This is a genomic window from Microbacterium aurantiacum, assembly GCF_021654035.1.
GTDB lineage: Bacteria > Actinomycetota > Actinomycetes > Actinomycetales > Microbacteriaceae > Microbacterium > Microbacterium aurantiacum.
Genome location: NZ_JAJPDW010000001.1, coordinates 941048 through 964333 on the forward strand (window position 1 = coordinate 941048; position 23286 = coordinate 964333).

General features: G+C 71.2%; 14 protein-coding genes, 1 tRNA gene and 1 other RNA gene. 11 read left to right on the plus strand and 5 right to left on the minus strand.

What is annotated here, in order from left to right; translation table 11 throughout:
* Positions 1 to 130: 130 nt before the first annotated feature.
* The 4 genes from LTL01_RS04560 to LTL01_RS04575 all read right to left on the minus strand — a co-directional run bounded on the left by LTL01_RS04560 (position 131) and on the right by LTL01_RS04575 (position 4831).
* Positions 131 to 218, minus strand: a tRNA-Ser gene (locus LTL01_RS04560).
* A 26-nt stretch (positions 219 to 244) separates the two neighbouring features.
* A complete protein-coding gene (locus LTL01_RS04565) occupies positions 245 to 2557 on the minus strand; it encodes a transglutaminase TgpA family protein (protein WP_236967582.1) in 2313 nt (770 codons plus the stop codon).
* Positions 2544 to 3833, minus strand: coding sequence for a DUF58 domain-containing protein (locus LTL01_RS04570; protein WP_236967583.1), 1290 nt, complete (start codon positions 3831 to 3833; stop codon positions 2544 to 2546). The genes LTL01_RS04565 and LTL01_RS04570 overlap by 14 nt, the downstream gene beginning before the upstream one ends.
* Entirely contained in the window at positions 3833 to 4831 is a 999-nt protein-coding gene (locus LTL01_RS04575) for an AAA family ATPase (protein WP_372461298.1), read from the minus strand. Before LTL01_RS04575 ends, LTL01_RS04570 begins: the two co-directional genes overlap by 1 nt.
* Positions 4832 to 5009: 178 nt before the next feature.
* Here LTL01_RS04575 and ffs point away from each other — a divergent pair.
* The 7 genes from ffs (at position 5010) to recR (ending at position 14665) form a co-directional block, all read left to right on the plus strand.
* An RNA gene (gene ffs, locus LTL01_RS04580) (signal recognition particle sRNA small type) lies at positions 5010 to 5106 on the plus strand.
* A gap of 51 nt (positions 5107 to 5157) precedes the next feature.
* On the plus strand, positions 5158 to 7317 hold the full coding sequence (pta, locus tag LTL01_RS04585; protein ID WP_236967584.1) for a phosphate acetyltransferase: 2160 nt from the start codon (positions 5158 to 5160) through the stop codon (positions 7315 to 7317).
* Positions 7314 to 8540, plus strand: a complete 1227-nt coding sequence (locus tag LTL01_RS04590) for an acetate/propionate family kinase (RefSeq protein ID WP_053547857.1) — start codon at positions 7314 to 7316, stop codon at positions 8538 to 8540. The genes pta and LTL01_RS04590 overlap by 4 nt, the downstream gene beginning before the upstream one ends.
* Positions 8541 to 8642: 102 nt before the next feature.
* The gene (locus LTL01_RS04595; protein WP_236967585.1) at positions 8643 to 9374 is read left to right on the plus strand and encodes an HAD family hydrolase; all 732 of its coding nucleotides are present in this window, start codon (positions 8643 to 8645) and stop codon (positions 9372 to 9374) included.
* Entirely contained in the window at positions 9371 to 11884 is a 2514-nt protein-coding gene (locus LTL01_RS04600; RefSeq protein ID WP_236967586.1) for a glycoside hydrolase family 65 protein, read from the plus strand. Before LTL01_RS04595 ends, LTL01_RS04600 begins: the two co-directional genes overlap by 4 nt.
* Before the next feature lie 40 nt (positions 11885 to 11924).
* Positions 11925 to 14069, plus strand: a complete 2145-nt coding sequence (locus tag LTL01_RS04605) for a DNA polymerase III subunit gamma and tau (RefSeq protein WP_236967587.1) — start codon at positions 11925 to 11927, stop codon at positions 14067 to 14069.
* Positions 14070 to 14071: 2 nt separating this feature from the next.
* Complete coding sequence (gene recR, locus LTL01_RS04610) at positions 14072 to 14665, plus strand: recombination mediator RecR (protein ID WP_053547861.1); 594 nt, start codon at positions 14072 to 14074, stop codon at positions 14663 to 14665.
* Here recR and LTL01_RS04615 read toward each other — a convergent pair.
* A complete protein-coding gene (locus LTL01_RS04615; RefSeq protein ID WP_231717977.1) occupies positions 14662 to 16131 on the minus strand; it encodes a threonine/serine exporter family protein in 1470 nt (489 codons plus the stop codon). The genes recR and LTL01_RS04615 overlap by 4 nt on opposite strands.
* A gap of 142 nt (positions 16132 to 16273) precedes the next feature.
* Here LTL01_RS04615 and LTL01_RS04620 point away from each other — a divergent pair, with 142 nt between their 5' ends.
* The 4 genes from LTL01_RS04620 (at position 16274) to LTL01_RS04635 (ending at position 23280) form a co-directional block, all read left to right on the plus strand.
* Positions 16274 to 17560 carry an aspartate kinase gene (locus tag LTL01_RS04620; protein WP_236967588.1) on the plus strand — a complete coding sequence of 429 codons (1287 nt, stop codon included), beginning with the start codon at positions 16274 to 16276 and terminating at the stop codon, positions 17558 to 17560.
* Between the two features lie 74 nt (positions 17561 to 17634).
* The gene (locus LTL01_RS04625) at positions 17635 to 18705 is read left to right on the plus strand and encodes an aspartate-semialdehyde dehydrogenase (RefSeq protein WP_236967589.1); all 1071 of its coding nucleotides are present in this window, start codon (positions 17635 to 17637) and stop codon (positions 18703 to 18705) included.
* 57 nt (positions 18706 to 18762) lie between these two features.
* Complete coding sequence (locus LTL01_RS04630) at positions 18763 to 20238, plus strand: malate:quinone oxidoreductase (protein ID WP_272877785.1); 1476 nt, start codon at positions 18763 to 18765, stop codon at positions 20236 to 20238.
* A gap of 132 nt (positions 20239 to 20370) precedes the next feature.
* Positions 20371 to 23280 (plus strand): immunoglobulin-like domain-containing protein, encoded by a 2910-nt coding sequence (locus LTL01_RS04635; protein ID WP_236967590.1) that lies wholly within the window; start codon positions 20371 to 20373, stop codon positions 23278 to 23280.
* The last annotated feature ends 6 nt before the right edge of the window (positions 23281 to 23286 follow it).

Genomic DNA, 23286 nt, shown 5'->3' on the forward strand with positions numbered 1-23286 from the left:
AACTCCTCAGATTTGGGCGTCTGCGGCGCCCCGGGGGCCCCGGGACCGCTCCCGCACGGCGTTTCTGAGGAGTTCGGCCCTCGCAACGCGCACTGAGTGGTGCGAGCGGGCGCGGGCGATGCGAGGAAAATGGCGGAGGATAGGGGATTCGAACCCCTGAGGGCTTGCACCCAACACGCTTTCCAAGCGTGCGCCATAGGCCACTAGGCGAATCCTCCAGAGCCCCGGAGGGCCGTCGTCCATCCTACCGTGCCGCGAGGGGGTCCTTCGACCGCGCGGTGGCGTAGGCGCTTCCCGGGCGCACCACGAGCGAGCGCGGCACGAACGCCGCCAGCACCCGCCGGGCGGGGGAGGCCCCCGCCCGCACCGCCCGTCGGACGTCTTCCGCGGCAGCCAGGGCCACCTCTCCCGATCCGGGATCGAGCGACCCGGGCGGTGCGTAGCTGGCCCGCTCCATCTCGGTGGCGAGCGTCGCCGCGGCTCCCCCCGGTGCGCCGTGCCGATCGCTCAGACGCGTGGCGAACGCCCGCGGACTCTCACTCGGCGGGATGCCGATGCCGACGTCGATCGCGGCATCCTGCACCATCGCCCAGGCGGCCGAGACGTCTCCGCCCTCGGCGCGGCTGCGCTGACGGCCGAGCCGCACGCGGTGCACGAGCGCCGGCAGGGCGAGGATGCCGAGCACCAGCAGCACGGCGCCGATGGTGGGAAGCGGGTTCTGTCCGTCGGCCCCGCCGACAGCGCCGGGGAACAGCGCATCGGACTCGGCCGGGTCGTCGACGTCGACCGGGGCACCCGGCGTCGCCTCGGGGGCCTGCGGGTCGGTCTCGGCCTGGTTCTCCGTGACGGATCCGGGGATGCCGGTACCCGAGGAGAAGCCCGTGGGGACGCCGAGGCTCGCGGTCGGCTCGAAGGGGATCCAGCCGATCCCCTCGAAGTGGACCTCGGGCCATGCGTGCAGCTGGTTGCTCGTGACGGAGTACACCGTCTGCGCGTCGATGACGTCGCCGTTCGCCGTGCCCGGGAGGTAGCCGATGACGATGCGGCTCGGCATGTCCATCGTCCGCGCCATGAGGGCGAACGCTGAGGCGAAGTGCACGCAGTAGCCCTCGCGCTGCTCGAGGAACTCCGCGACCGCCTCGGCGCCGCTGCCGTCGAACCCCTCCTCTACGGGGGCATCGAGGGAGTATGCGAACTCGCCGCCGCGGAACCAGCGCTGCAACGCGATCAGGCGGTCGTAGTCGGTGGCGGCCTCGGCGGTGACCTCTTGCGCGAGCGTCGGGATGATCTCGGGGATGTCGGCGGGCAGGGCGCGGAGGTCGTCGTCCTCCGTGCCGGCCGCGGGGAGTGCCCGCACCTGCTCGAGGGTGGGGCGGGGCACGTCGGCGCGCACCGTGTACTCCTGGCCCTGCGAGCCCCCCGACTGCGCGATGACGGTGCGGTTGGCGGGCGCGGCGCCCCAGTCGCCGTCGAGCCCGTCGACGCCGACCGCGGGCCACGGTACGGGCAGCCAGATCGAGTTCAGGTTCACGACGTCCACGGTGGTCGCGGTGGAGGCGAGCGTGATGTCCTCGGCCACGGACACCGCGCCGAGCGACCCTTCCTCCTCCAGCGGAACGGTCCGCACGCGGTCCGGTTCCCACTCGTCGCCTTCGAAGGTGGAGAGCGTCGTGGCGCGGAGGTACGGCGGCACGGAGGCGTCGCTGCGCACCTGCAGGACCTCGACGTCGGCGGGTCGGCGCAGGTCGTCCCCCAGGGCGAGGGTCGCGTCGATGCCGGGCCCGAATCCGCTTCCGGTGGCGACGGCCGCCCTCGGCTGAGGGAGGAGCGGAGTCACCGCGACGGCGACGACGAGCCCGATCGCGGCGATGCCGAGCGCGGTGGCGGGGACCCCCGCGCGCCGTTCGGAGGCGCGGACGAGGGGCAGCTCGCGCGCGCGGGTCTCGGCCCGGAGGAGGAACAGGATCATCGCGGCGAGTACGACGAACGCCGTGACGTCGACGCGGCCCGGGACGGCGATGGCCGGGATGAGCGAGACGGCGACGATCCCGATCGAGGCGAGGAGCGGCATCCGTGCGGTCAGCACGACGTGGTCGGTGATGAGGGCGAGCAGCCCCATCGCGCCGACGATCACGAACGACAGGGCGAAGGTGGCGTTCAGCGGCGCGGAGCCGCGAACGATCTCGTCCATCGCCGCGGGGATCACCAGCGCTGCCGCATCGACGGTCGAAGGCGTCGGGATCACCCACAGCAGCGCGGTGTCGCCGAGGAAGACGCCCGTCAGGAACAGCACCCACACCACCGCCCCGACGAGGCTGGCCCACGCGGGGGCGATACCGGTGCGGCGCACGAGCACACCCGCGCCGAGGATGCCGGTGGCGAGCGTCGCGGCGCCGAGGAACCACGCTCCCATTTCGACGACCCGAAGGACGGGGATGAGCGCCGCGATGAGCGTGCCGAGCGCGGCGAGGCCCAGCGTGATCAGGCCCGGGCGTCGCCCCCGCCTCTCCGCGACCCGATCTCCTCGCGCCTCCGACGCCGTCTCAGTGCGCGACATGCCGCGCCCCTCTCCGCGCGGCGTCCGCCCAGGCCGCGGCGACGTCGCCGTCCCGCCCGAGGACGCCGACACGCCAGCCGGCGGATGCCGCGTGCTCGACGGCGTCGCCCAGCGGATCGGTGCACAGCAGCAGCGGCAGGGCGCTGTGCGGGGCGAGCGGCGCCAGCGCGGCGGCGTCGCCGGTGTCGAATCGTCCCGTGACGACCACCACGGGCCCCGTCGAGGCGTTCGCGAACTGCCGGGTCAGCGCGGCGAGTCCGGAATCGCGGTGCGCGGTGATCAGGGCGAGGCGCGTGCGCAGCTCCTCCACCTCGGCGGTGTCGCCGCTCTCGATCCGCTCGGCGAGGATGCCGCCCTCCTCGTCGACGACCTCGACGGCGTACCCGTCGCGCACCAGGCGCGCGGTGGCCGAGATGCAGGCCGACACCGCGGCGTCGAACGCCGCATCCTCTCCCGAGAGGTCCTGCGCCTCGACGCTCCACCGCAGCGCGCCGCGGTCGAGGACGACGGACGCCTCCGGCGTCGACTCGCTCTCCTCCTGCCGCACCATGAGCTGATCGCGGTGGGCGGTGGCCCGCCAGTGGATGCGGCGCATCGAGTCGCCCGGCGCGTAGGGTCGCGCGACGAGGTTGTCCGCCCCCTGGCCGAGACGATCGGTGGTGGCGTGCAGGGTGCCGCCGGACTCGCCCGGGGCGTCGGTGAGGCCGGTGAGATCCACGATCGCGGGCGCGACGGTGACGGAGGTGCGTGAGGGGAAGCGCACCCGTCGACGGACGAGTCCGAACGGATCGGTGAGGGTCACCGCGAGTGGTCCGAGCTCGTGGACGCCGCGCCGGCTCCCCGTGACGGTGTAGACGAAGTCGATCGCCCGTTCGTCCGGTGTGCCGCCGCGCAGGCCCGACGCGAAGGCGGGGAGGATGCCGGCCGCCGTCCCGTCGAGCCCGTCGCCGAGGTCGTCCCGCCACGTTCCGGGCGGGACGGGCAGGACGCTCCGCAGCCCCACGCGCACGCGTACACGGCTCGGCCGCCCCACGGTGACGGTCTCGGGATCGATGACCCGCCGCGCGGGCTCGGTGCGTCGCACGAGGAGGAGGGAGAGGAAGCCCAGCGCCGGCATCGCCGCGAGGAGGATCCCGAAGTAGAGCAGCTCGACGATGCCCGATTCATGCGCGAGCACGACGGAGACCCCGGCGAGGACGACCGCGCCCGTTCCGCGGACGGTCAGCGGCCACGCGCCGCGTGCGCGGGCCGGGACGGATGCCGCGGGAAGCGTCATCAGACGCGGGCGGCGATCGGCACGCGCACGCTCGCCGCGATCCGGTCGAGGATGGCCGCCACGGCATCGGCGGCGCCCGTCCCGCGTGCCCCTCCCGCCGCGCGGGTGGGGAGGAGCCGGTGGGCGAAGACGGGACCGAGGAGAGCGGTGATGTCGTCCGGGATCACGAAGTCGCGCCCGTCGAGGGCCGCCCACACCTTCGCGGCGCGCACGAGCTGAAGGGTCGCCCGCGGGCTCGCGCCCAGGCGCAGATCGCCGTGGGTGCGCGTGGCCTGCGCCAGGGCGACGGCGTAGTCCTCGAGCGCCGGGGCGACGTGCACGGCGCGGGCCACGGCGATGAGGTCCTCCACCTGCCGGGAGGTCACCACCGGGCTCAGGGCGTCGAGCGGATTGGTCGTCTCGCGCTGGCGGAGCATGAGCGCCTCCGCGCGGGCGTCCGGGTATCCCATCGAGATGCGCATCATGAACCGGTCGCGCTGGGCTTCGGGGAGGGCGTAGGTGCCCTCCATCTCGAGCGGGTTCTGCGTCGCGACGACGAGGAAGGGCGAGGGGAGGCGGTGGGTGCGTCCATCGACGGTCACCTGCTGCTCCTCCATGGCCTCGAGGAGGGCCGACTGCGTCTTGGGGGAGGAGCGGTTGATCTCGTCGGCGATGACGATGTTGGCGAAGATCGCGCCGGACTTGAACTCGAACTCCCGCTCGACCGGATTGAACACGCTCACACCGGTGACGTCGCCGGGGAGGAGGTCGGGGGTGAACTGGATGCGTCGGACGCTCGCGTCCACCGAGGCGCCGAGCGCCCGGGCGAGCATCGTCTTGCCGACGCCGGGGACGTCTTCGATCAGGAGGTGCCCCTCCGCGAGGAGGCAGACCAGGGCGCTGCGGATCGCTTCGGGCTTGCCGTCGATGACCGAGCCGATGGAGGTCAGGACGGCGGAGGTGAGAGCCGCGAAGTCGCCGGGACCCTCTCCGCGGCGCCGCGTGGGAGCGGGGGCGATGTCGGTCACGGAGGGCCTCCTAGCGCGCCGTTCGGGCGGCGGATCGGGCGGACGCGGGCGTCCTCACCCACCCCTCGATGGTAACAACCGGATCACGGTGCGGGGCCTGGGAGATGCCTGCATCGGATGCCGCGCAGGACGCGCGTTCGGCGTCGGGAGGTGTCGGGGGTAGACTGTCGGAAGCTCTCCGCGAGGCGGCATCCAGGCCAACTCCCCCAGGACGGAAACGTAGCAAGGGTAACCAGGCTCTGCCGGGTTCGCGGAGAGTCTTACTTTTCCCGGCCTTCTCAGGAACCGCTCCCCGTCCGCCGCATAGGCTGGAGGACGTGGCGCAGAGCATCTACATCACGTCCGCAGAAGGTCATTCCGGTAAGTCCACGGTCGCCCTCGGCGTCCTCGACGCCCTGAGCCGCGCGACCTCCCGTGTCGGGGTCTTCCGCGCGATCGCGCGATCGACTCGCGAGCGCGACTACGTGCTGGAGATGCTGCTCGATCACGACGGGGTCGACCTCCCGTACGAGGAGTGCGTCGGGGTGACCTACGACGACGTGCGCGAGGACCCGGATGCCGCGCTCTCGACGATAGTGGAGCGGTACAAGGCCGTGGAGGCCCAGTGCGACGCCGTCGTCATCGTCGGCAGCGACTACACCGACGTCGGCAGCCCCGCGGAGCTGGCGTACAACGCCCGGATCGCCGCGAACCTCGGCGCTCCCGTCCTCCTCGTCCTCGGCGGACGGGCGGCGCAGGGGCAGGCCGAGCAGCTCGGCGCGACGCTCCCGCGCACGCCGGCGGAGATGGGGCAGATCGCCGATCTCGCCCTCGCCGAGCTCGTCCACGGCCGCGCGCAGCTGTTCGCGGTGATCGCCAACCGCGTCGAGGAGGACGAACGGGACGAGGTCATCGCCGCCGTCCGCCGCTCGCTCACGTCCGAACGGAGCCTGGATGCCGCGAACGTGCCGGTCTGGGCGATCCCCGAGGACCGCTTCCTCGTCGCGCCGTCGATGCGCGGCATCCTGCGCGCGGTCGACGGCGAGCTGATCGCCGGCGACCCCGAGCTGCTCACCCGCGAGGCGCTCGGAGTCGTCGTGGCGGCGATGTCGATGGTCAACGTCCTCCCGCGTCTTCTTGAGGGCGCGGTGGTGGTGATCCCCGCCGACCGGTCGGAGGTGCTGTTGGCCGCGCTCCTGGCGAACGCCTCCGGCACCTTCCCGTCGATCTCTGGCATCGTCCTCAACGGTGGGTTCGATCTGCCCGAGCCCGTCCGCCGTCTCATCGACGGCCTCGGCTCGAACGTCCCGATCATCTCGACCGAACTCGGCACCTACGACACGGCCGTGCGCGTCATGAACACGCGCGGGCGCCTCGCCGCCGACTCCCAGCGGCGCTACGACACGGCGCTGTCGCTGTTCGAGACGAGCGTGGACACGGAGGAGCTGCTGCGCGCCTTCGGGATGGCGCGGGCGACCGTCGTGACGCCCCTCATGTTCGAGTTCCAGCTGATCGACCGCGCCCGCGCGTCGCGCAAGCGCATCGTCCTCCCCGAGGGAGACGACGACCGGGTGCTGCGCGCCGCCGCGACGGTGCTCAAGCGCGGCATCGCCGACCTGGTGATCCTCGGGGAGCCCTTCGAGGTGCGCGCGCGGGCCATCGAGCTCGGCATCGACATCCAGGACGCCGAGGTGCTCTCGCCGTTCGACGCGGTACACGTCAGCCGCTTCGCCGAGGAGTACGCGCGCCTGCGCGCCCACAAGGGCGTCACCGCCGCACAGGCCGCCGACACGGTCACGGACGTGTCCTACTTCGGCACGATGATGGTGCACACCGGGCTCGCGGACGGCATGGTGTCGGGGGCCGCCCACACGACCGCACACACGATCCGGCCGGCCTTCGAGATCATCAAGACCAAGCCGGGGGTCTCGGTGGTCTCCAGCGTCTTCCTCATGGCGCTCGCCGACCGCGTCCTCGTCTACGGCGACTGCGCGGTCATCCCCGACCCGACGGCCCCGCAGCTCGCCGACATCGCGGTGTCCTCCGCCGCGACCGCGGCGCAGTTCGGCATCGAGCCGCGGGTGGCGATGCTCTCCTACTCGACGGGGGAGTCCGGGTCCGGAGCCGACGTGGAGAAGGTCCGCGAGGCGACCGCGCTGGTGCGCGAGCGTGCGCCCGAGCTCCTGGTCGAAGGTCCGATCCAATACGACGCGGCGGCCGATGCGGCCGTCGCCGCGGCGAAGATGCCCGGCTCGCAGGTCGCGGGACGGGCGACGGTGTTCGTCTTCCCCGACCTCAACACCGGCAACAACACCTACAAGGCGGTGCAGCGCTCGGCGGGGGCGGTGGCGATCGGCCCGGTCCTGCAGGGGCTCAACAAGCCGATCAACGACCTCTCGCGGGGAGCGCTGGTCGAGGACATCGTCAACACCATCGCCATCACCGCGATCCAGGCCCAGGCCCAGGACGCCGACACCGAACAGGGAGAAGCACGATGAGCGTGGTCCTCGTCGTCAACAGCGGATCGTCGTCGTTCAAGTACCAGCTCCTGGATGCGGATGCCGAGCGCGTGCTCGCCGCGGGACTGGTCGAACGCATCGGCGCCGACGTCGGCCAGGCGCGGCACACCGTCTACGCCGCGCGCACCGACGGCCCCGCCACGACGATGCACAGCGCCACCTCCACCCGTGAGCTGCCGATCCCCGATCACACCGCGGGCTTCCAGGTGATGCTCGACGCGTTCGCCGCGGACGGCCCGTCACTGGCCGAGAACCCGCCGGTCGCGGTGGGCCACCGCGTCGTCCACGGCGGCGCGCGCTTCTTCGCGCCCACCCTCGTCACCGCGCAGGTCCGCGCCGACATCGAGGATCTCGCGGTGCTCGCGCCGTTGCACAACCCGGCCAACCTCGCGGGCATCGTCGCCGCTCAGAGCGCCTTCGTCGACGTTCCGCACGTGGCCGTGTTCGACACCGCGTTCCACCAGACGCTGTCCCCGGCGGCCTACACCTACGCCATCGACCGGGACCTCGCCGCGAAGCACCGCATCCGTCGGTACGGATTCCACGGGACCTCGCACAAGTTCGTCTCGGAGGAGGCCGCGCGCTACCTCGGTCGGCCCCTCGCAGACCTCCGCCAGATCGTCTTCCACCTCGGCAACGGCGCCTCGGTCACCGCGATCGACGGGGGACGCTCCGTGGAGACCTCGATGGGCTTCACCCCCCTCGAGGGTCTCGTGATGGGCACGCGCTCGGGCGATCTCGACCCGGCGGTGCTGTTCCAGCTCGCCCGGCGCGAGGGGATGTCGGTGGACGACCTGGACGACCTCCTGAACAAGCGCAGCGGCATGCTGGGCCTCGCCGGCGCATCCGACCAGCGCGACATCAAGGACGCCATGGAGCGGGGTGACGAGGCGGCGATCCTCGCCTTCGAGGTGTACGTCCACCGCCTCCGCGCCTACGCCGGGGCGTACCTCGCCCAGCTGGGCGGCGCCGACGTGATCTCCTTCACCGCCGGCGTCGGCGAGAACGCGCCGCTCGTGCGGGCGCGGGCACTCGAGACGCTCGGCTTCGCGGGCGTCGAGATCGACCCGGAGCGCAACACCGCACCCGAGCGCGGCATTCGCCGTATCTCCACGGATGCCTCACGGGTGGCCGTCCTCGTCGTCCCCACCGACGAGGAGCTCGAGATCGCCCGCCAGACCCTGTCGGTCGCGCGCGCCTGAGAACTCCCGCTGTCGCCCCGACAGCGTGGGCATTACGCTGAATCGTCGGCCTGATGAGGCGCCGCTCGCTGTTGTCCCGTCCCCTCGCCCGAAGGTGTCGCCGTGCCCCCCCACGATCTGCCCGATCTGTTCTCCTACGATGCCGTCCTGTTCGACCTGGACGGCGTGCTGACCCCCACCGCCGAGGTGCACATGCACGCCTGGCAGACGATGTTCGAAGAGCTCTTCGCGGCGTGGGACATCACCCCCGCCTACACCGAGCGGGACTACTTCGACCACCTCGACGGCAAGAAGCGCTACGACGGCGTCGCCGCGCTCCTCCGCTCGCGCGACATCGAAGTGCCGTGGGGCGACCCGTCAGACCCGCCGAGCAGCGACACCGTCTGCGGCATCGGCAACCGCAAGAACGCCGTGTTCGAGCGCGTGTTGCGCGCCGACGGCATCGCGCCCTACCCCGGGTCCCTCCGCCTGCTCGATCAGCTCGTCGAGAAGCGGATGCCGGTGGCCGTGGTCTCCAGCTCGAAGAACGCCGAAGAGGTGCTGGCCGCGGCCGGCATCCGCGACCGGTTCGAGGTGGTGATGGACGGCGTGATCGCCGAGCGCGATCACCTCGCGTCGAAGCCCGCGCCGGACGTCTTCGTCGAAGCCGCCCGGATGCTGGGTGTCGATCCCGCCCGCAGCGCCGCCGTGGAGGACGCCCTCAGCGGCGTCCTCTCGGCCGCCGCCGGCGGGTTCGCGCTCGTGGTGGGCGTGGACCGCGGGGTGGGTGCGGACGACCTGCGCGCGGCCGGTGCGCACGTCGTGGTGACCGACCTCGAGGAGTTCGTCGCATGATCGACCGCGATCGCTTCCCCGTCGACCCGTGGCGCCTGGTCGAGACCTCCTTCCGCCTCGACGACGTCGGGGTCACCGAGACCCTCTTCGCCCTCGGCAACGGCTACCTCGGCATGCGGGGCAACCACCCCGAGGGGCGCTTCGCGCAGGAGCACGGGACGTTCATCAACGGGTTCCACGAGACCTTCACCATCCGTCATGCCGAGCAGGCGTACGGCTTCGCCGAGGTCGGCCAGACGATCATCAACGCCCCCGACGCCAAGGTGCTGCGGGTGTATGTCGACGACGAGCCGCTCTCGCTGGATGTGGCCGACGTGCGTGAGTACGAGCGCGTTCTGGACATGCGCAACGGCATCCTCACGCGCCGCATCCGTTGGATGACGCCATCCGGCAAGGACGTCCTGATCGACTTCGAACGGCTCATCTCGTTCGACGAGAAGCACCTCGCACTCATGAGCGTGGAGGTCACCGTCCTCAACGCCGATGCGCCGGTGACCGTCAGCAGCCAGCTCATCAACCGTCAGGACGGCGAGGACGTGTACGGAGGCACTCCGTCGGCGCCGAAGAAGGCCGGGTTTGATCCGCGCAAGGCCGAACGCATCAGCGAACGCGTCCTGCAGCCGCAGGAGTACTGGCAGGACGGCGACCGCTCCGCGCTGGCGTACGAGGCGACCGAGTCGGGCATGTCGATCTCCGTCGTCGCCGATCACGTCCTGGACACCGAGAACGAGGTCGAGGCGCGCCGGCTCATCGAACCGGACATCGCCAAGAACGTCTTCCGGGTCGACGCGAAGGCCGGAGTCCCCACGCGGGTCACCAAGCTCGTGGCCTACCACACCTCCCGCGGCGTGCCGGCGCGCGAGCTCGTCGACCGGGGGCGCCGCACCATCGACCGGGCGCTGCGGGTCGGGATCGACGGCATCGTCGCCGAGCAGCGCGCCTGGATGGCGGCGTTCTGGGAGCGCTCTGACGTGCGCATCGGCGGTCACGACGACCTGCAGCAGGCCACGCGCTGGTGCCTGTTCCAGCTCGCGCAGGCCTCCGCGCGCGCGGACGGACAGGGCGTGCCCGCCAAGGGGATGACCGGGTCCGGGTACTCGGGGCACTACTTCTGGGACACCGAGATCTACGTCCTCCCGTTCCTGGCGTACACGACGCCGCAGTGGGCGCGGAACGCCCTGCGGATGCGGTACCTGATGCTCCCGGCGGCACGCAAGCGCGCGTATCAGCTGAACGAGGCGGGAGCCCTCTTCCCGTGGCGGACCATCAACGGCGAGGAGGCCTCCGCCTACTACGCCGCCGGCACCGCGCAGTACCACATCAACGCCGACGTCAGCTTCGCCCTGGCGAAGTACGTGCGCGCGACCGGCGACGAGGAGTTCCTGCACCGCGAAGGCGTGGACATCGCGGTCGAGACCGCGCGGCTGTGGACGACGCTCGGCTTCTGGCGCCGCGACGACACGGGAGAGGAGAGCTTCCACATCCACGGTGTCACCGGACCCGACGAGTACACCACGGTGGTCAACGACAACCTGTTCACCAACGTGATGGCGCGCTTCAACCTCCGCTTCGCCGCGCGCACGGTGCGCGAGATGGCCGAGCGCGACGGCGAGGTCTACCGCGTGATGGTCGACCGTCTCGGGCTCGAACCGGGGGAGGAGGACGACTGGGAGCGTGCGGCCGAGGCCATGCACATCCCCTTCAGTCCGGCCCTCGGCATCCATCCGCAGGATCACGTCTTCCTCGAGCGCGAGATCTGGGATCTGGAGAACACGCCACCCGAGAAGCGGCCGCTCCTGCTGCACTTCCACCCGCTCGTCATCTACCGCTACCAGGTCCTCAAGCAGGCCGACGTGGTGCTCGCGCTGTTCCTGCAGGGCAACCACTTCTCGCCCGAGGACAAGCTCGCCGACTTCGAGTACTACGACCCGCTGACCACGGGCGACTCGACGCTGTCGGCGGTGGTGCAGTCGATCCTCGCCGCCGAGGTCGGCTATCAGGACCTTGCGCTGGAGTACTTCCGCCAGTCGATCTTCGTCGACCTCGCCGACCTCCACCACAACGCCGCGGACGGGGTGCACGTCGCCTCGGCGGGCGGGGTGTGGACGGCTCTCGTGTGCGGATTCGGCGGGATGCGCGACCACTTCGGCGAGCTCTCCTTCGATCCGCGTCTGCCCGCCGATTGGCCTGAACTCGCCTTCACCCTGCACTGGCACGGGACGCGGCTGGAGGTCACCGTCACGCGCGACGCGCTGCGCCTGCGCGCCGGCGACGGCGACCCGCTCGGGTTCACCGTGCGCGGCGTCGGCTACGTCATCGGCCCGAACGACGAGGTCGTGGTGCCGCTGGAGGACCAGGGGCCGGTCATCCCGGGGCGGCCGTCGCTGAAGGAGCTGGCCGACGCGCGGCGCGAGGACGGCAGCATCCTCTCGGCGTCCGTTCCCACGGTGACCACCACCATCCCGGTCGTCGATGCGGCGGGTGAGGTCGCCGTCGGGCTGGACACGTGACCCCGGTGGCGATGTCGCAGGCACGCCGTAGGCTGTGGGGGTGACCACCGCCCTTTACCGTCGCTACCGCCCCGAAGCGTTCGGCGAGATGATCGGGCAGTCCCAGGTGACCGATCCGCTCATGACCGCGCTGCGCGGCGATCGCGTCGGGCACGCGTATCTCTTCTCGGGTCCGCGCGGGTGCGGCAAGACCACGTCTGCGCGGATCCTCGCACGCTGCCTGAACTGCGCCGAAGGACCGACCGACACCCCGTGCGGCCGATGCGACAGCTGTGTGGAGCTCGGTCGCGGCGGAGGCGGATCCCTCGACGTCGTCGAGATCGACGCGGCCTCCCATAACGGCGTCGATGACGCCCGCGACCTGCGCGAGCGCGCGGTGTTCGCACCCGCCCGCGACCGGTTCAAGATCTTCATCCTCGACGAGGCGCACATGGTGACCCCGCAGGGGTTCAACGCGCTGCTGAAGCTGGTCGAAGAGCCGCCCGATCACGTGAAGTTCATCTTCGCCACGACCGAGCCCGAGAAGGTCATCGGCACGATCCGCTCCCGGACGCACCATTACCCGTTCCGGCTCGTCCCGCCGGCGGCGATGCTCGCCTACGTCGAAGAGCTCTGCACCCAAGAGGGCGTGCGGGTCGACCCGGGAGTGCTCCCGCTCGTCGTTCGCGCCGGCGGCGGGTCGCCGCGCGACACCCTCTCGCTCCTGGACCAGCTGATCGCGGGGTCCGATGCCGAGCACGTCGCCTACGCGCGCGCGGTGGCCCTCCTCGGCTACACCCACGCGGAACTCCTCGACGAGGTGGTCGACGCGTTCGCGGTGCAGGACGCCGCCGCGGCCTTCGCCGCGATCGACCGCGTCGTCCAGACCGGCCAGGACCCGCGGCGCTTCGTCGACGACCTCCTCGAGCGACTGCGCGACCTCATCGTGGTCTCCGCCACAGGCGACGGCGCCGCGGCGGTGTTGCGCGGAGTGTCCGACGACGACCTGGCCCGCATGACGAAACAGGCGGGGTCCTTCGGGACGGCCCGCCTCTCGGCGGTCGCCGACCTCGTGATCGCGACGCTCGACGACATGACCGGTGCCACCTCGCCGCGGCTGCAGCTCGAGCTCATGGTCGCCCGCGTCCTCGCGCGCGGCGGCGGGGCCGTCGCACCCGCGGGGACCGCGGCCGCGGTGCCGGCATCCGCGCCCGCCGCACCGCGGGCCGAGGCGCCGCGCCCGCCGGGCGCCTCCGCCCCCGTTCCCCCGGCGGTCGAGGCGGTCTCCGCGTCGCCGTCGGCATCGCCCGCGTCGGCACCCGCGGTCGCGCCGTCCGCCGCGGTCGCGCCTCCGGCGCCCGAGCCGGAGCCGGCTCCGCCCGCAGGGCCCGTGACCGTGGAGCGCGTCCGTGCGGCGTGGCCCGACATCCTCGGTCGTCTCGAGAAGATCAGCCGTTCGTCCTGGCTGCTCGCCGCGGGTGCGACCGTGCTGGCGTACGCGGATGAGGTGCTCAGCCTGTCGTTCACCAGCGCGGGCGATGTGGCGAAGTTCAAACAGCTGCAGGCGGGCAAGGGCCCGAGCGAAGACCTCCGCCAGGCCATCCTCGCCGTCCTCGGTGTCCGGGTGAAGTACCTCGCCCGCCACGACGCCGCGGTCTCCGACGCGCCGCAGCACGGACCGGACGGAACGACCGCGCCCACCGGCGGCCCGGACGCCCGACGCGATGCGGACCGCCCGGCGCGCGGGGGAGGGGCCCGGGCGAACACGACGCCCGCACCGGCATCCGCCGCGCCGGTGACCGATTGGGCGGTGGCGCCGATCCCGTCCGATGACGACGCTCCGCCGCCGGACCCGGGGCCGAGCGCCTCGATCCCGCCGGCGCAGTTCCCCGTCGACGAGGAGCCCGAAGACATCGCTGCGACCCGCGCTCCGGCCCGCGTGGCCACCCTCGCCCCCGCGGGGGAGGTGCCCGCGGACACCGACCCGGTGGTCGCCGAGACCGCCCGCGAGGAAGAGGACGACCTCGACGCGCCCGCCGACGTCGACGTGCACCCGGTGGTCGTTCCGCCCGCCCCGACCGTGACCCACCGGGCCGCGCCGCGCTCCGACGGTGTAGAGCGGTACGGAGAAGCCGTGGTCCGCCAGGTGCTCGGCGCGACGTTCGTGCGCGAAGAGCCCTACGAGCCGCCGACGAGGTTCAGCTGATCATGTACGAGGGCATCGTCCAGGACCTCATCGACGAATTCGGCCGGCTTCCCGGGATCGGGCCGAAGTCGGCGCAGCGCATCGCGTTCCACATCCTCCAGACGCCGCAGTTCGACGTCTCCCATCTCGCGCAGCTCCTCGTCGATGTACGCGAACGCGTGCGCTTCTGCGACATCTGCGGCAACGTCTCGGAGCAGCCGCGCTGCGCGATCTGCCGCGATCCGCGGCGCAATCAGACCCTCATCTGCGTGGTCGAGGACGCCAAGGACGTCGCGGCGATCGAGCGCACGCGCGAGTTCCGCGGGCTGTACCACGTCCTCGGCGGAGCGATCAGCCCGATCGCGGGCATCGGCCCCGACGATCTGCGCATCGCCCCCCTGATGCAGCGCCTCGCCGACGGGACCGTGCAGGAAGTGATCCTGGCGACCAACCCCAACCTGGAGGGGGAGGCGACGGCGACCTATCTGTCGCGGCTGCTGCACACGCTGGAGATCCGGGTGACCCGGCTGGCCTCCGGTCTCCCCGTCGGCGGCGACCTCGAGTACGCCGACGAGGTCACGCTCGGGCGGGCCTTCGAGGGCCGCCGCTCGGTCTAGTCCGGCTTCCGCCACCGACGCACGTGCGCGCGCGCCCGGGCGACGCTCGACAGCGATTCCCGGACGGGCTGGCCGATGTAGATGCCGAGCGACGCGCCCACGGCCAGGCTGATGCCGACGGTCGCGGCGACAGCGAGCGTGCTGAACCCCTGGAGCAGCAGCTCGGCGGAGCCGCCCGATTCGACGATGCTGAGCAGGCCGCGGAAGACCGCCGCTCCCGGCACCATGGGGAGGATGGCGGCCGTGGTGATGGCGACCGACGGAACGTGGAGGCGGTACGCGAGCACGATGCCGACGAAGCTCCCCATGAACGCGCCGATCCCGCTCGCCGCGGCGACGTCGAGGCCCGTCGACGAGGCGACCAGATAGCCGAGCCAGGCCACGAGGCTCAGGAGGGCGCTGACCACGATGATGCGGGCCCCGGCGCCGTTGTAGACCGCCACGGCCACGGCGATCAGTGCCGCCCCGAAGAACTGCAGGGGGATCGGGCCGAACGGCAGGACGTCATCGGGCGGGTCGACCCCGAGTCCGAGTACGCGGGCGGTCTCGAGGCCCGCGAGGATGCCGACCACGACGCCGAGGGTCTGGATCGTGAGCTCCAGGATCCGACCGGTGGCGGTGAGTGCGAAGCCGTCGATCGCGTCCTGCGCCGCGCCCACCACGGTGAGGCCGGCGAGCATGAGCACCACGCCCGAGGCGACGATCACCGACGGACGCACGCCCTGGGCCGCATCCCACCCGGTCATCTCGAGCAGCGGGGACAGCGCCGCCACGAGGGTGAGCACGAACGCCCCCGCGATCTGACTGAAGAAGAAGGGCACGCTGGCCTTGGTGAGGAGGTGCTGCGTGAGAGCCGCGAGCGCCGCTGCGAAGAACGCCAGGGCGATGGCGAGCCACGAGACGCCGAACATCACCGCCACCCCGACCGCCAGCAGTGCCTGAGCGCCGATGACGATGAGAGGGCGGTAGGCGAAGGGCGCGCGGCGGATGTCTCGGAACCGCGCGACGGCGGTATCGAGGTCGAGCCCCGACCGCACCTCGGTGACCAGCGCCTGGAGGCGCTGCAGCTTCTCGTGGTCAGGGACGGCGCCGCGCACGACCCGCAGGATCGTGATGGGGCGGGGGGCGCCGCTGCGGTGGTACGCCGCCGTGATCGAGTTGTAGGTGACGTCCACGTGCACCGGATCGAGTCCGTACGTCCTCCCGACGCGCACGATCGTGAGGGTGACGTCGCTGGCCGTGGCCCCGGTGACCAGCATCGTCTCGCCGATGCGCACCGCGAGGTCGAGGATCCGCACCGCGAGCGCGTCGTCGATGACCGGGATGGTCTCGGTGAGATCGGAGGCCGATCCCGTCGACCGCACGAGGTTTCCGAGTGAGGGCAGCACCCTCCGCCGACGTCGTTCCATCGCCTCCACACTTCCTGAGGCCGACCACGCCCGGCGGGCCTCCTCGATCGTAGTCATGGACGCGGACGGGAACCGGCGGGCCGCCGTCACATGCCGGGTCGCGCATCCGCGGGGTCCGTATGATGGACCGTCGGGCGCGGCATCCGTCTGCGCCCGCCCCGCACCCGTGCCGCTTCGCGGCGTTCCCAGGAGTTACACCGTGGCCTTGATCGTGCAGAAGTACGGCGGTTCCTCCGTCGCCGACGCGGAGAGCATCAAGCGGGTCGCCAAGCGCATCGTCGACGCCCGCCGCGCCGGTCACGACGTCGTCGTGGCGGTCAGCGCGATGGGTGACACCACCGACGAGCTGCTCGAACTGGCCGCGGAGGTCGCGCCGATTCCCGCGCCGCGGGAGCTCGACATGCTGCTCTCCAGTGGTGAGCGCATCTCGATGGCGCTCCTGGCGATGGCGATCCACTCGATGGGCTTCGAGGCGCGGTCCTTCACCGGCTCGCAGGCCGGCATGATCACGACCGCCGACCACGGGTCCGCACGGATCGTCGACGTCACCCCGATCCGTCTGCGCGAGGCGCTCGACGAGGGCGCCGTCGTCATCGTCGCCGGCTTCCAGGGATTCAACCGCGACACCCGCGACATCACCACGCTCGGTCGTGGTGGCTCGGACACCACCGCGGTGGCACTCGCCGCCGCTCTCGACGCGGACGTCTGCGAGATCTACAGCGACGTCGACGGCATCTTCACCGCGGATCCGCGCGTCGTGCCGAAGGCGCGGAAGCTGCCGATCGTCTCGGCGGAGGAGATGCTGGAGCTCGCCGCGAACGGCGCGAAGGTGCTCTACATCCGCGCCGTGGAGTACGCGCGCCGTCACGGCGTGCTCATCCACGCGCGATCGACGTTCAGTTCCAGCACCGGAACCTATGTGTTGGGCGCGGGGATGAGCATCCCCGACGGGGAAGAGGGAGAGAAGATGGAAGAGCCGATCGTCGCCGGGGTCGCCACCGACCTGAGCCAGGCAAAGATCACCGTCATCGGGGTCCCCGACGTCCCCGGAAAGGCTGCGGAGATCTTCAAGGTCGTCGCGCGATCGGGCGCGAACGTCGACATGATCGTCCAGAACGTCTCCGCCGCGGCGACCGGACGCACCGACATCTCCTTCACCCTCCCGAAGTCGGATTCCGCGGCGGCGCTGAAGGCGCTCGACGCGGTCCGATCCGAGATCGGGTTCGACAGCCTCGTGCACGACGACCAGATCGGCAAGCTCTCCGTCGTCGGCGCCGGCATGCGCACCCACTCCGGTGTGTCGGCGACGCTCTTCGAGGCGCTCAGTGTCTCGGGCGTCAACATCGAGATGATCTCGACGTCCGAGATCCGCATCTCCGTCGTCGTGCGCGGCGACGACCTCGCCGAGGCGGCGCGCGTCGTGCACACCGCCTACGGTCTGGACGGCGACGTCGACGCCACCGTGTACGCCGGCTCCGGCCGCTGACCCTCCCTCCTTCACCCGCCCGCAGCCGCCGATAGGCTGTGGGCTCCGCTCCCAGAACACCCGAGGTATCCGTCATGACCCGCATCGCAGACTCAGGACTCTCCGTCGCCGTCGTCGGCGCCACCGGCCAGGTCGGCACCGTCATGCGCGAGATCCTCGTCGAGCGCGACTTCCCTCTGGGTGAGCTGCGTCTGTTCGCCACGGCACGCTCCGCCGGCACGTCCGTGGACTTCCGCGGTCACGCCATCATGATCGAGGACGTCGCCACCGCGGATCCCGCGGGCATCGACATCGCCCTCTTCTCCGCCGGGGCCACCGGCAGTCGGGCGCACGCGCCGCGGTTCGCGGAGGCGGGTGCGGTCGTCATCGACAACTCCAGCGCCTGGCGCATGGATCCGGACGTCCCCCTGGTGGTCAGCGAGGTCAACCCCCACGCGATCGACGAGGCGCGCAAGGGCATCATCGCCAACCCGAACTGCACCACCATGGCCGCGATGCCGGTGCTGAAGGTCCTCGACGCGGAGGCGGGCCTCGAGCGCCTCGTCGTCTCCACCTACCAGGCGGTGTCGGGCTCGGGCCTCGCCGGGGCGCAGGAGCTCCTCGGCCAGGTCGAGGGCGTGCTGGCCCAGGGTGACACGCTGCGCCTGGTCCACGACGGCTCCGCGGTCGATTTCCCCCAGCCGGAGAAGTACGTCGCCCCGATCGCGTTCGACGTCATCCCGCTCGCCGGGTCGATCGTCGACGACGGGTGGGAGGAGACCGACGAGGAGAAGAAGCTCCGCAACGAGAGCCGCAAGATCCTCGAGCGTCCCGAGCTGCGCGTGTCGGGCACCTGCGTGCGCGTTCCGGTCTTCACCGGCCACTCGCTGTCGATCAACGCGGAGTTCGCCCGCGAGATCACCCCCGAGCGCGCGCGCGAGATCCTCGCCGACGCCCCCGGCGTCTCCCTGGCCGACGTCCCCACGCCGCTGCACGCCGCGGGCAAGGACCCGAGCTTCGTGGGTCGCATCCGCGCCGACCAGGCCGCTCCCGAGGGGCGGGGCCTGGCGCTGTTCATCTCCAACGACAACCTCCGCAAGGGCGCGGCCCTCAACGCCGTGCAGATCGCGGAGGTCGTCGCGGCGCGGCTCGGCGCGCGCGCCTAGAATCGAACGGTGACCGAAACGCCCTCCGACGCTCTGACCCACCCCGACGACAGCTCCCTGCCCGCGGGGACGGTCGATGTCCTGCTGATCGGCGGCGGGATCATGAGCGCGACGCTCGGCACGATGCTGGCGCGTCTTCAGCCCACGTGGAAGATCGCGGTGTTCGAGCGTCTGCACGACGTCGCGCTGGAGAGCTCCAACGCGTGGAACAACGCCGGCACCGGCCACGCGGCGCTCTGCGAGCTGAACTACATGCCCGAGGGCGCCGACGGATCCATGGACCCGGCCAAGGCGATCTCGATCAACGAGCAGTTCCAGCAGAGCCGTCAGTTCTGGTCGTCGCTCGTCGACGACGGCGTGCTCGACGCCCCGTCCACCTTCATCAACGCCACTCCCCACATGACCTTCGTCCGCGGGGAGAAGGACGTCGCCTTCCTCCGCAAGCGCTACGAGGTGCTGAAGAAGGAGCCGCTGTTCGCCGGGATCGAGTACTCGGAGGATTCCCGCGTCATCAACCAGTGGGCGCCGCTGCTGATGCACCAGCGCCGCGTCGGCGAGCCGTTCGCCGCGACCCGTGTCCCCGCGGGGACGGATGTCGACTTCGGTGCGCTGACGCGCCAGCTGTTCGCGGCGCTCGCCGAGAACGGCGCCGACGTGCGCATCAACACCGAGGTCCGCAAGCTCAAGCGTCTCAAGGACGGGACCTGGCGTGTCGGGTACCGCCGCACGGTCGGGCGCACCCCGGGCGAGATCCGCGCGCGCTTCGTCTTCGTCGGTGCCGGTGGATGGGCGCTCAAGCTCCTCCAGCGGTCGCGCATCCCCGAGATCTCCGGCTACGGCGTCTTCCCCATCGGCGGTCAGTGGCTCAAGACCGACAACCCCGACCTCGTCGCGAAGCACAAGGCGAAGGTCTACTCGCAGGCATCCGTCGGTGCGCCGCCGATGTCGGTGCCCCACCTGGACACCCGCGTGGTCGATGGTCAGGCCTCCCTGCTCTTCGGCCCGTTCGCGACGTTCAGCCCGAAGTTCCTGAAGAACGGATCGATGCTCGATATCGTCACGCAGGTGCGCCCGGGGAACATCCTCCCGATGCTGAAGGTGGCCGCGGACAACCCCGGTCTCATCAAGTACCTCGTCAGCGAGCTGCTGAAGGATCACGGCAAGAAGGTCGACAGCCTCCGCGACTTCATGCCCTCGGCGAAGGACGAGGACTGGGAGCTGCTGGATGCCGGGCAGCGCGCGCAGGTGATGAAGAAGGACCCGAAGAAGATCGGTGTCCTCCAGTTCGGCACCGAGGTCGTCACGGGTGCCGACGGATCGATCGCGGGACTCCTGGGTGCCTCCCCGGGCGCCTCGACCGCCGTCTCGATCATGCTCGGCCTGCTGAAGACCTGCTTCCCGGACCGTATCGCCGAGTGGGAGCCGGAGCTGCGGAACCTGATTCCGAGCTACGGGTCCACGCTCAACTCGCGCCCGGATGCCGCGGCCGACGTCCTCGAGGAGACCGCGCAGACCCTCGCGCTCCGGGCCTGACGCGCGTCTCGGCCCCGACGTCTTGACGGCGCGGTGACCTCTCTGGCAGAGTTTCATCGCCCGATTGTTTCCGCTAACAGCAGTGGAAGCCCAGACGCCCACGTCGCTGCCGACGTGAGGAAGGAAGTCGCGATGACGCGCACGCGTCGGTTGAAGAGGACATCGATGCTGGCGGCCGCCGGCACGCTCCTCGCCGCGCTCGTGGTGCCGGTCTCCGGTGCCCACGCCGATGTCGGATCAGACCCGATCATCCACTACACCTTCGATGCCGCGAGCGGAGGGGTCGTCTCCGACGTCTCCGGCAACGGCAACGACGCGACGCTCCGCCAGAGCGGCGGCGAGGTGCGGGACGGCATCCTCAGCCTCCCCGGAGGATCGCGCTCGACGTCCGCGTATCTCGAGATCCCGACCGCCGACCTCGTCGGCCAGAAGGACCTCACCATCTCGACCTGGCTCTCGCCCCGTTCCGGTCCCGGAAACGTCGCCGCCGCCTTCATCGGGGCCCCGGTCGCCCAGGGGGCGTCGTTCTCCAGCGGGTACTGGCTGCTGAACCCCAGCAACCCCAACGGCTATGTCAAGTCGGTCATCACCAACGCGGTCAACGCCGGGGCGCCGTGGTCGACGGAGATCGGTGCGGGCTCGACCGCCGCTCCCAGCTCCGGGGTGCGGACCCCGCAGGGCATGAACCTGTACACCACCGTCATCGACGGCACTTCCGGCCAGCTGCGCAGCTACCTCAACGGTCAGCCCGTCGTCACGAGCACGATCGCCCGCGACGTGTCCTCCTTCGGCAGCCAGGTCGTGGCCTACCTCGCCCGCTCGACCTACAACGACCCGCACTGGGCCGGCGACGTCGACGACTTCGCCGTGTACGGCAGCGCCATGAGCGCGACCGACGTCGCCGCGATGTACCAGTCCGAGGCCGTGGACCGCGCCGTCGCGGCGGTGTCGGTTCCGGAGCGTGCCGAGGCGGACTTCACCGTCCCGACCACCTCCTACGGCATCGCCGTGGCGTGGGCGTCGGACGACGCCGCAGTGGCGATCTCCGGCGGAACGGCGACGGTGACCCGTCCCGTCGCCGGGGCATCGGACGCCCAGGTCACCCTGACCGCGACCTTCGGATCCGGACCGGATGCGCCGACCCGCACCTACACGGTGACGGTCCCCGCGGAGCTGTCGGACCAGGAGAAGGTCGACGCCGATCTCGCTGAGCTGTCCATCGCCCAGCCTGACGACATCCGCACCAACTTCTCGGTGTCCACGCGGGGTGCGCTCGGCTCGACGATCTCCTGGAACGTCGCGGAGGGCGACGCGTACGCCGCGCTCCGGACCGGGGTGCGCGACACCGCGACCACCGTCGAGGTCTCACGTCCCGCAGCCGGCTCGGACGCCGCCGAGGTCGTCCTCGTGGCGACCGCCACGTCGGGATCCGCCTCCTCGACGCGCGAGTTCCGCGTCCGCGTGCAGCCGATGCCGGCCGCCGGCGGCGCGAACGAGGCGTACGTGTGGGCCTTCTTCACCGGCGAGGGCGCCGGAGCCGAGCAGATCAGCCTCGCGGCCTCGCGCGGCAACGACGCCCTGGCCTGGAACACCCTCAACGACGGCGAGCCCCTGTTCTCCTCGACGCTGGGAACACAGGGTCTGCGCGACCCGTTCATCATCCGTTCGCCTGAGGGCGACCGCTTCTACATGCTCGCCACCGATCTGAAGATCGACGGGCTGCCCGGCGGGTTCCGCACCGCGCAGATCTCCGGGTCCACCCACATCGAGGTGTGGGAGTCCAACGACCTGGTGAACTGGTCCGAGCAGCGTCACGTGAAGGTGTCGTCCGACTTCGCCGGCAACACCTGGGCGCCCGAGGCGTATTGGGACGAGGATCTGGACACCTACGTGGTGTTCTGGGCCTCGAACATGTACCCGACCGCGAACCCCGCCGACCGTTCCGACGTCACCTACAACCAGATGATGTACGCCACGACCGATGACTTCGTGACGTTCTCGGAGGCCAAGCCCTGGATCAATGTCCGCCGCGGCAACGGCCTCGGCATGATCGACTCCACGGTCGCGCAGATCGGTGACACGTACTACCGCTTCACCAAGGACGAGGCGTCCATGACGATCCGCCTGGAGAAGTCGACGAACCTCACGGCATCCGTCTCCGGCAGTCTCCCCGGCACCTCCGGAGCGGCGGACCAGTGGACGCTCATCAAGGAGCGGGTGGCCTCGGGCCTGCCGAACGGCGAGCCCGGCGGAACCTACAACCAGGGCGAGGGACCGAGCATCTTCCCGTCCAACCCGGGAGACGTCAACGGCTTCGACTGGTTCCTCTTCATCGACCAGCCGTCGTACCACGGGGGTCCGAACTACTACATCCCGTTCGGGTCCGACGACCTCGCCGACGGTGACTCCTGGCAGCCGCTGGGTGCGAAGCTGCGGGAGAACCTGCCGCAGAACAGCGACGGCGGCAAGCCCCGGCACGGCACGATCATCCCGGTCACCCGCGCCGAGTACCAGAAGGTCCTCGAGGAGTACGCACCCGACATCGCCGTGGCGTCGGTCGACGCCATCGCGGTGGAGACAGAGGCGGGAACCGCTCCGGTCCTGCCCCAGGCGACGCTGAACAAGGCGGACGGCTCGACCGAGACGGTCGCCGTCGAGTGGGACGGCATCGACGCGGCCGACTACGCCGAGGCGGGCACGTTCACCGTGCGCGGCGTGGCGCAGGACGCCTCGCGGATGCCGGTCGAGGCGACGGTCACCGTCACCGCGTCCGCTCCGATCGAGGTCACCGTCGCGACGCGCTGCCTCGCCGGCAAGGTCCTGGTCAGCGCGACGCTGCGCAACGTCTCCGACGCGGCCGCGACCGCCCAGGTGTCCACGGCCTTCGGGTCGCGGACGGTGACGATCGCTCCCGGCAAGGCGGCGTCGTACGCCTTCACCGCGCGTCAGGCCGCGATCCCCGCAGGCGAGGCCCTCGTCACGGTCGAGGGGAAGACGACCGCGACGTCGTATGCCGCGTTCTCCTGCACGACACCGCGCTGATAGACC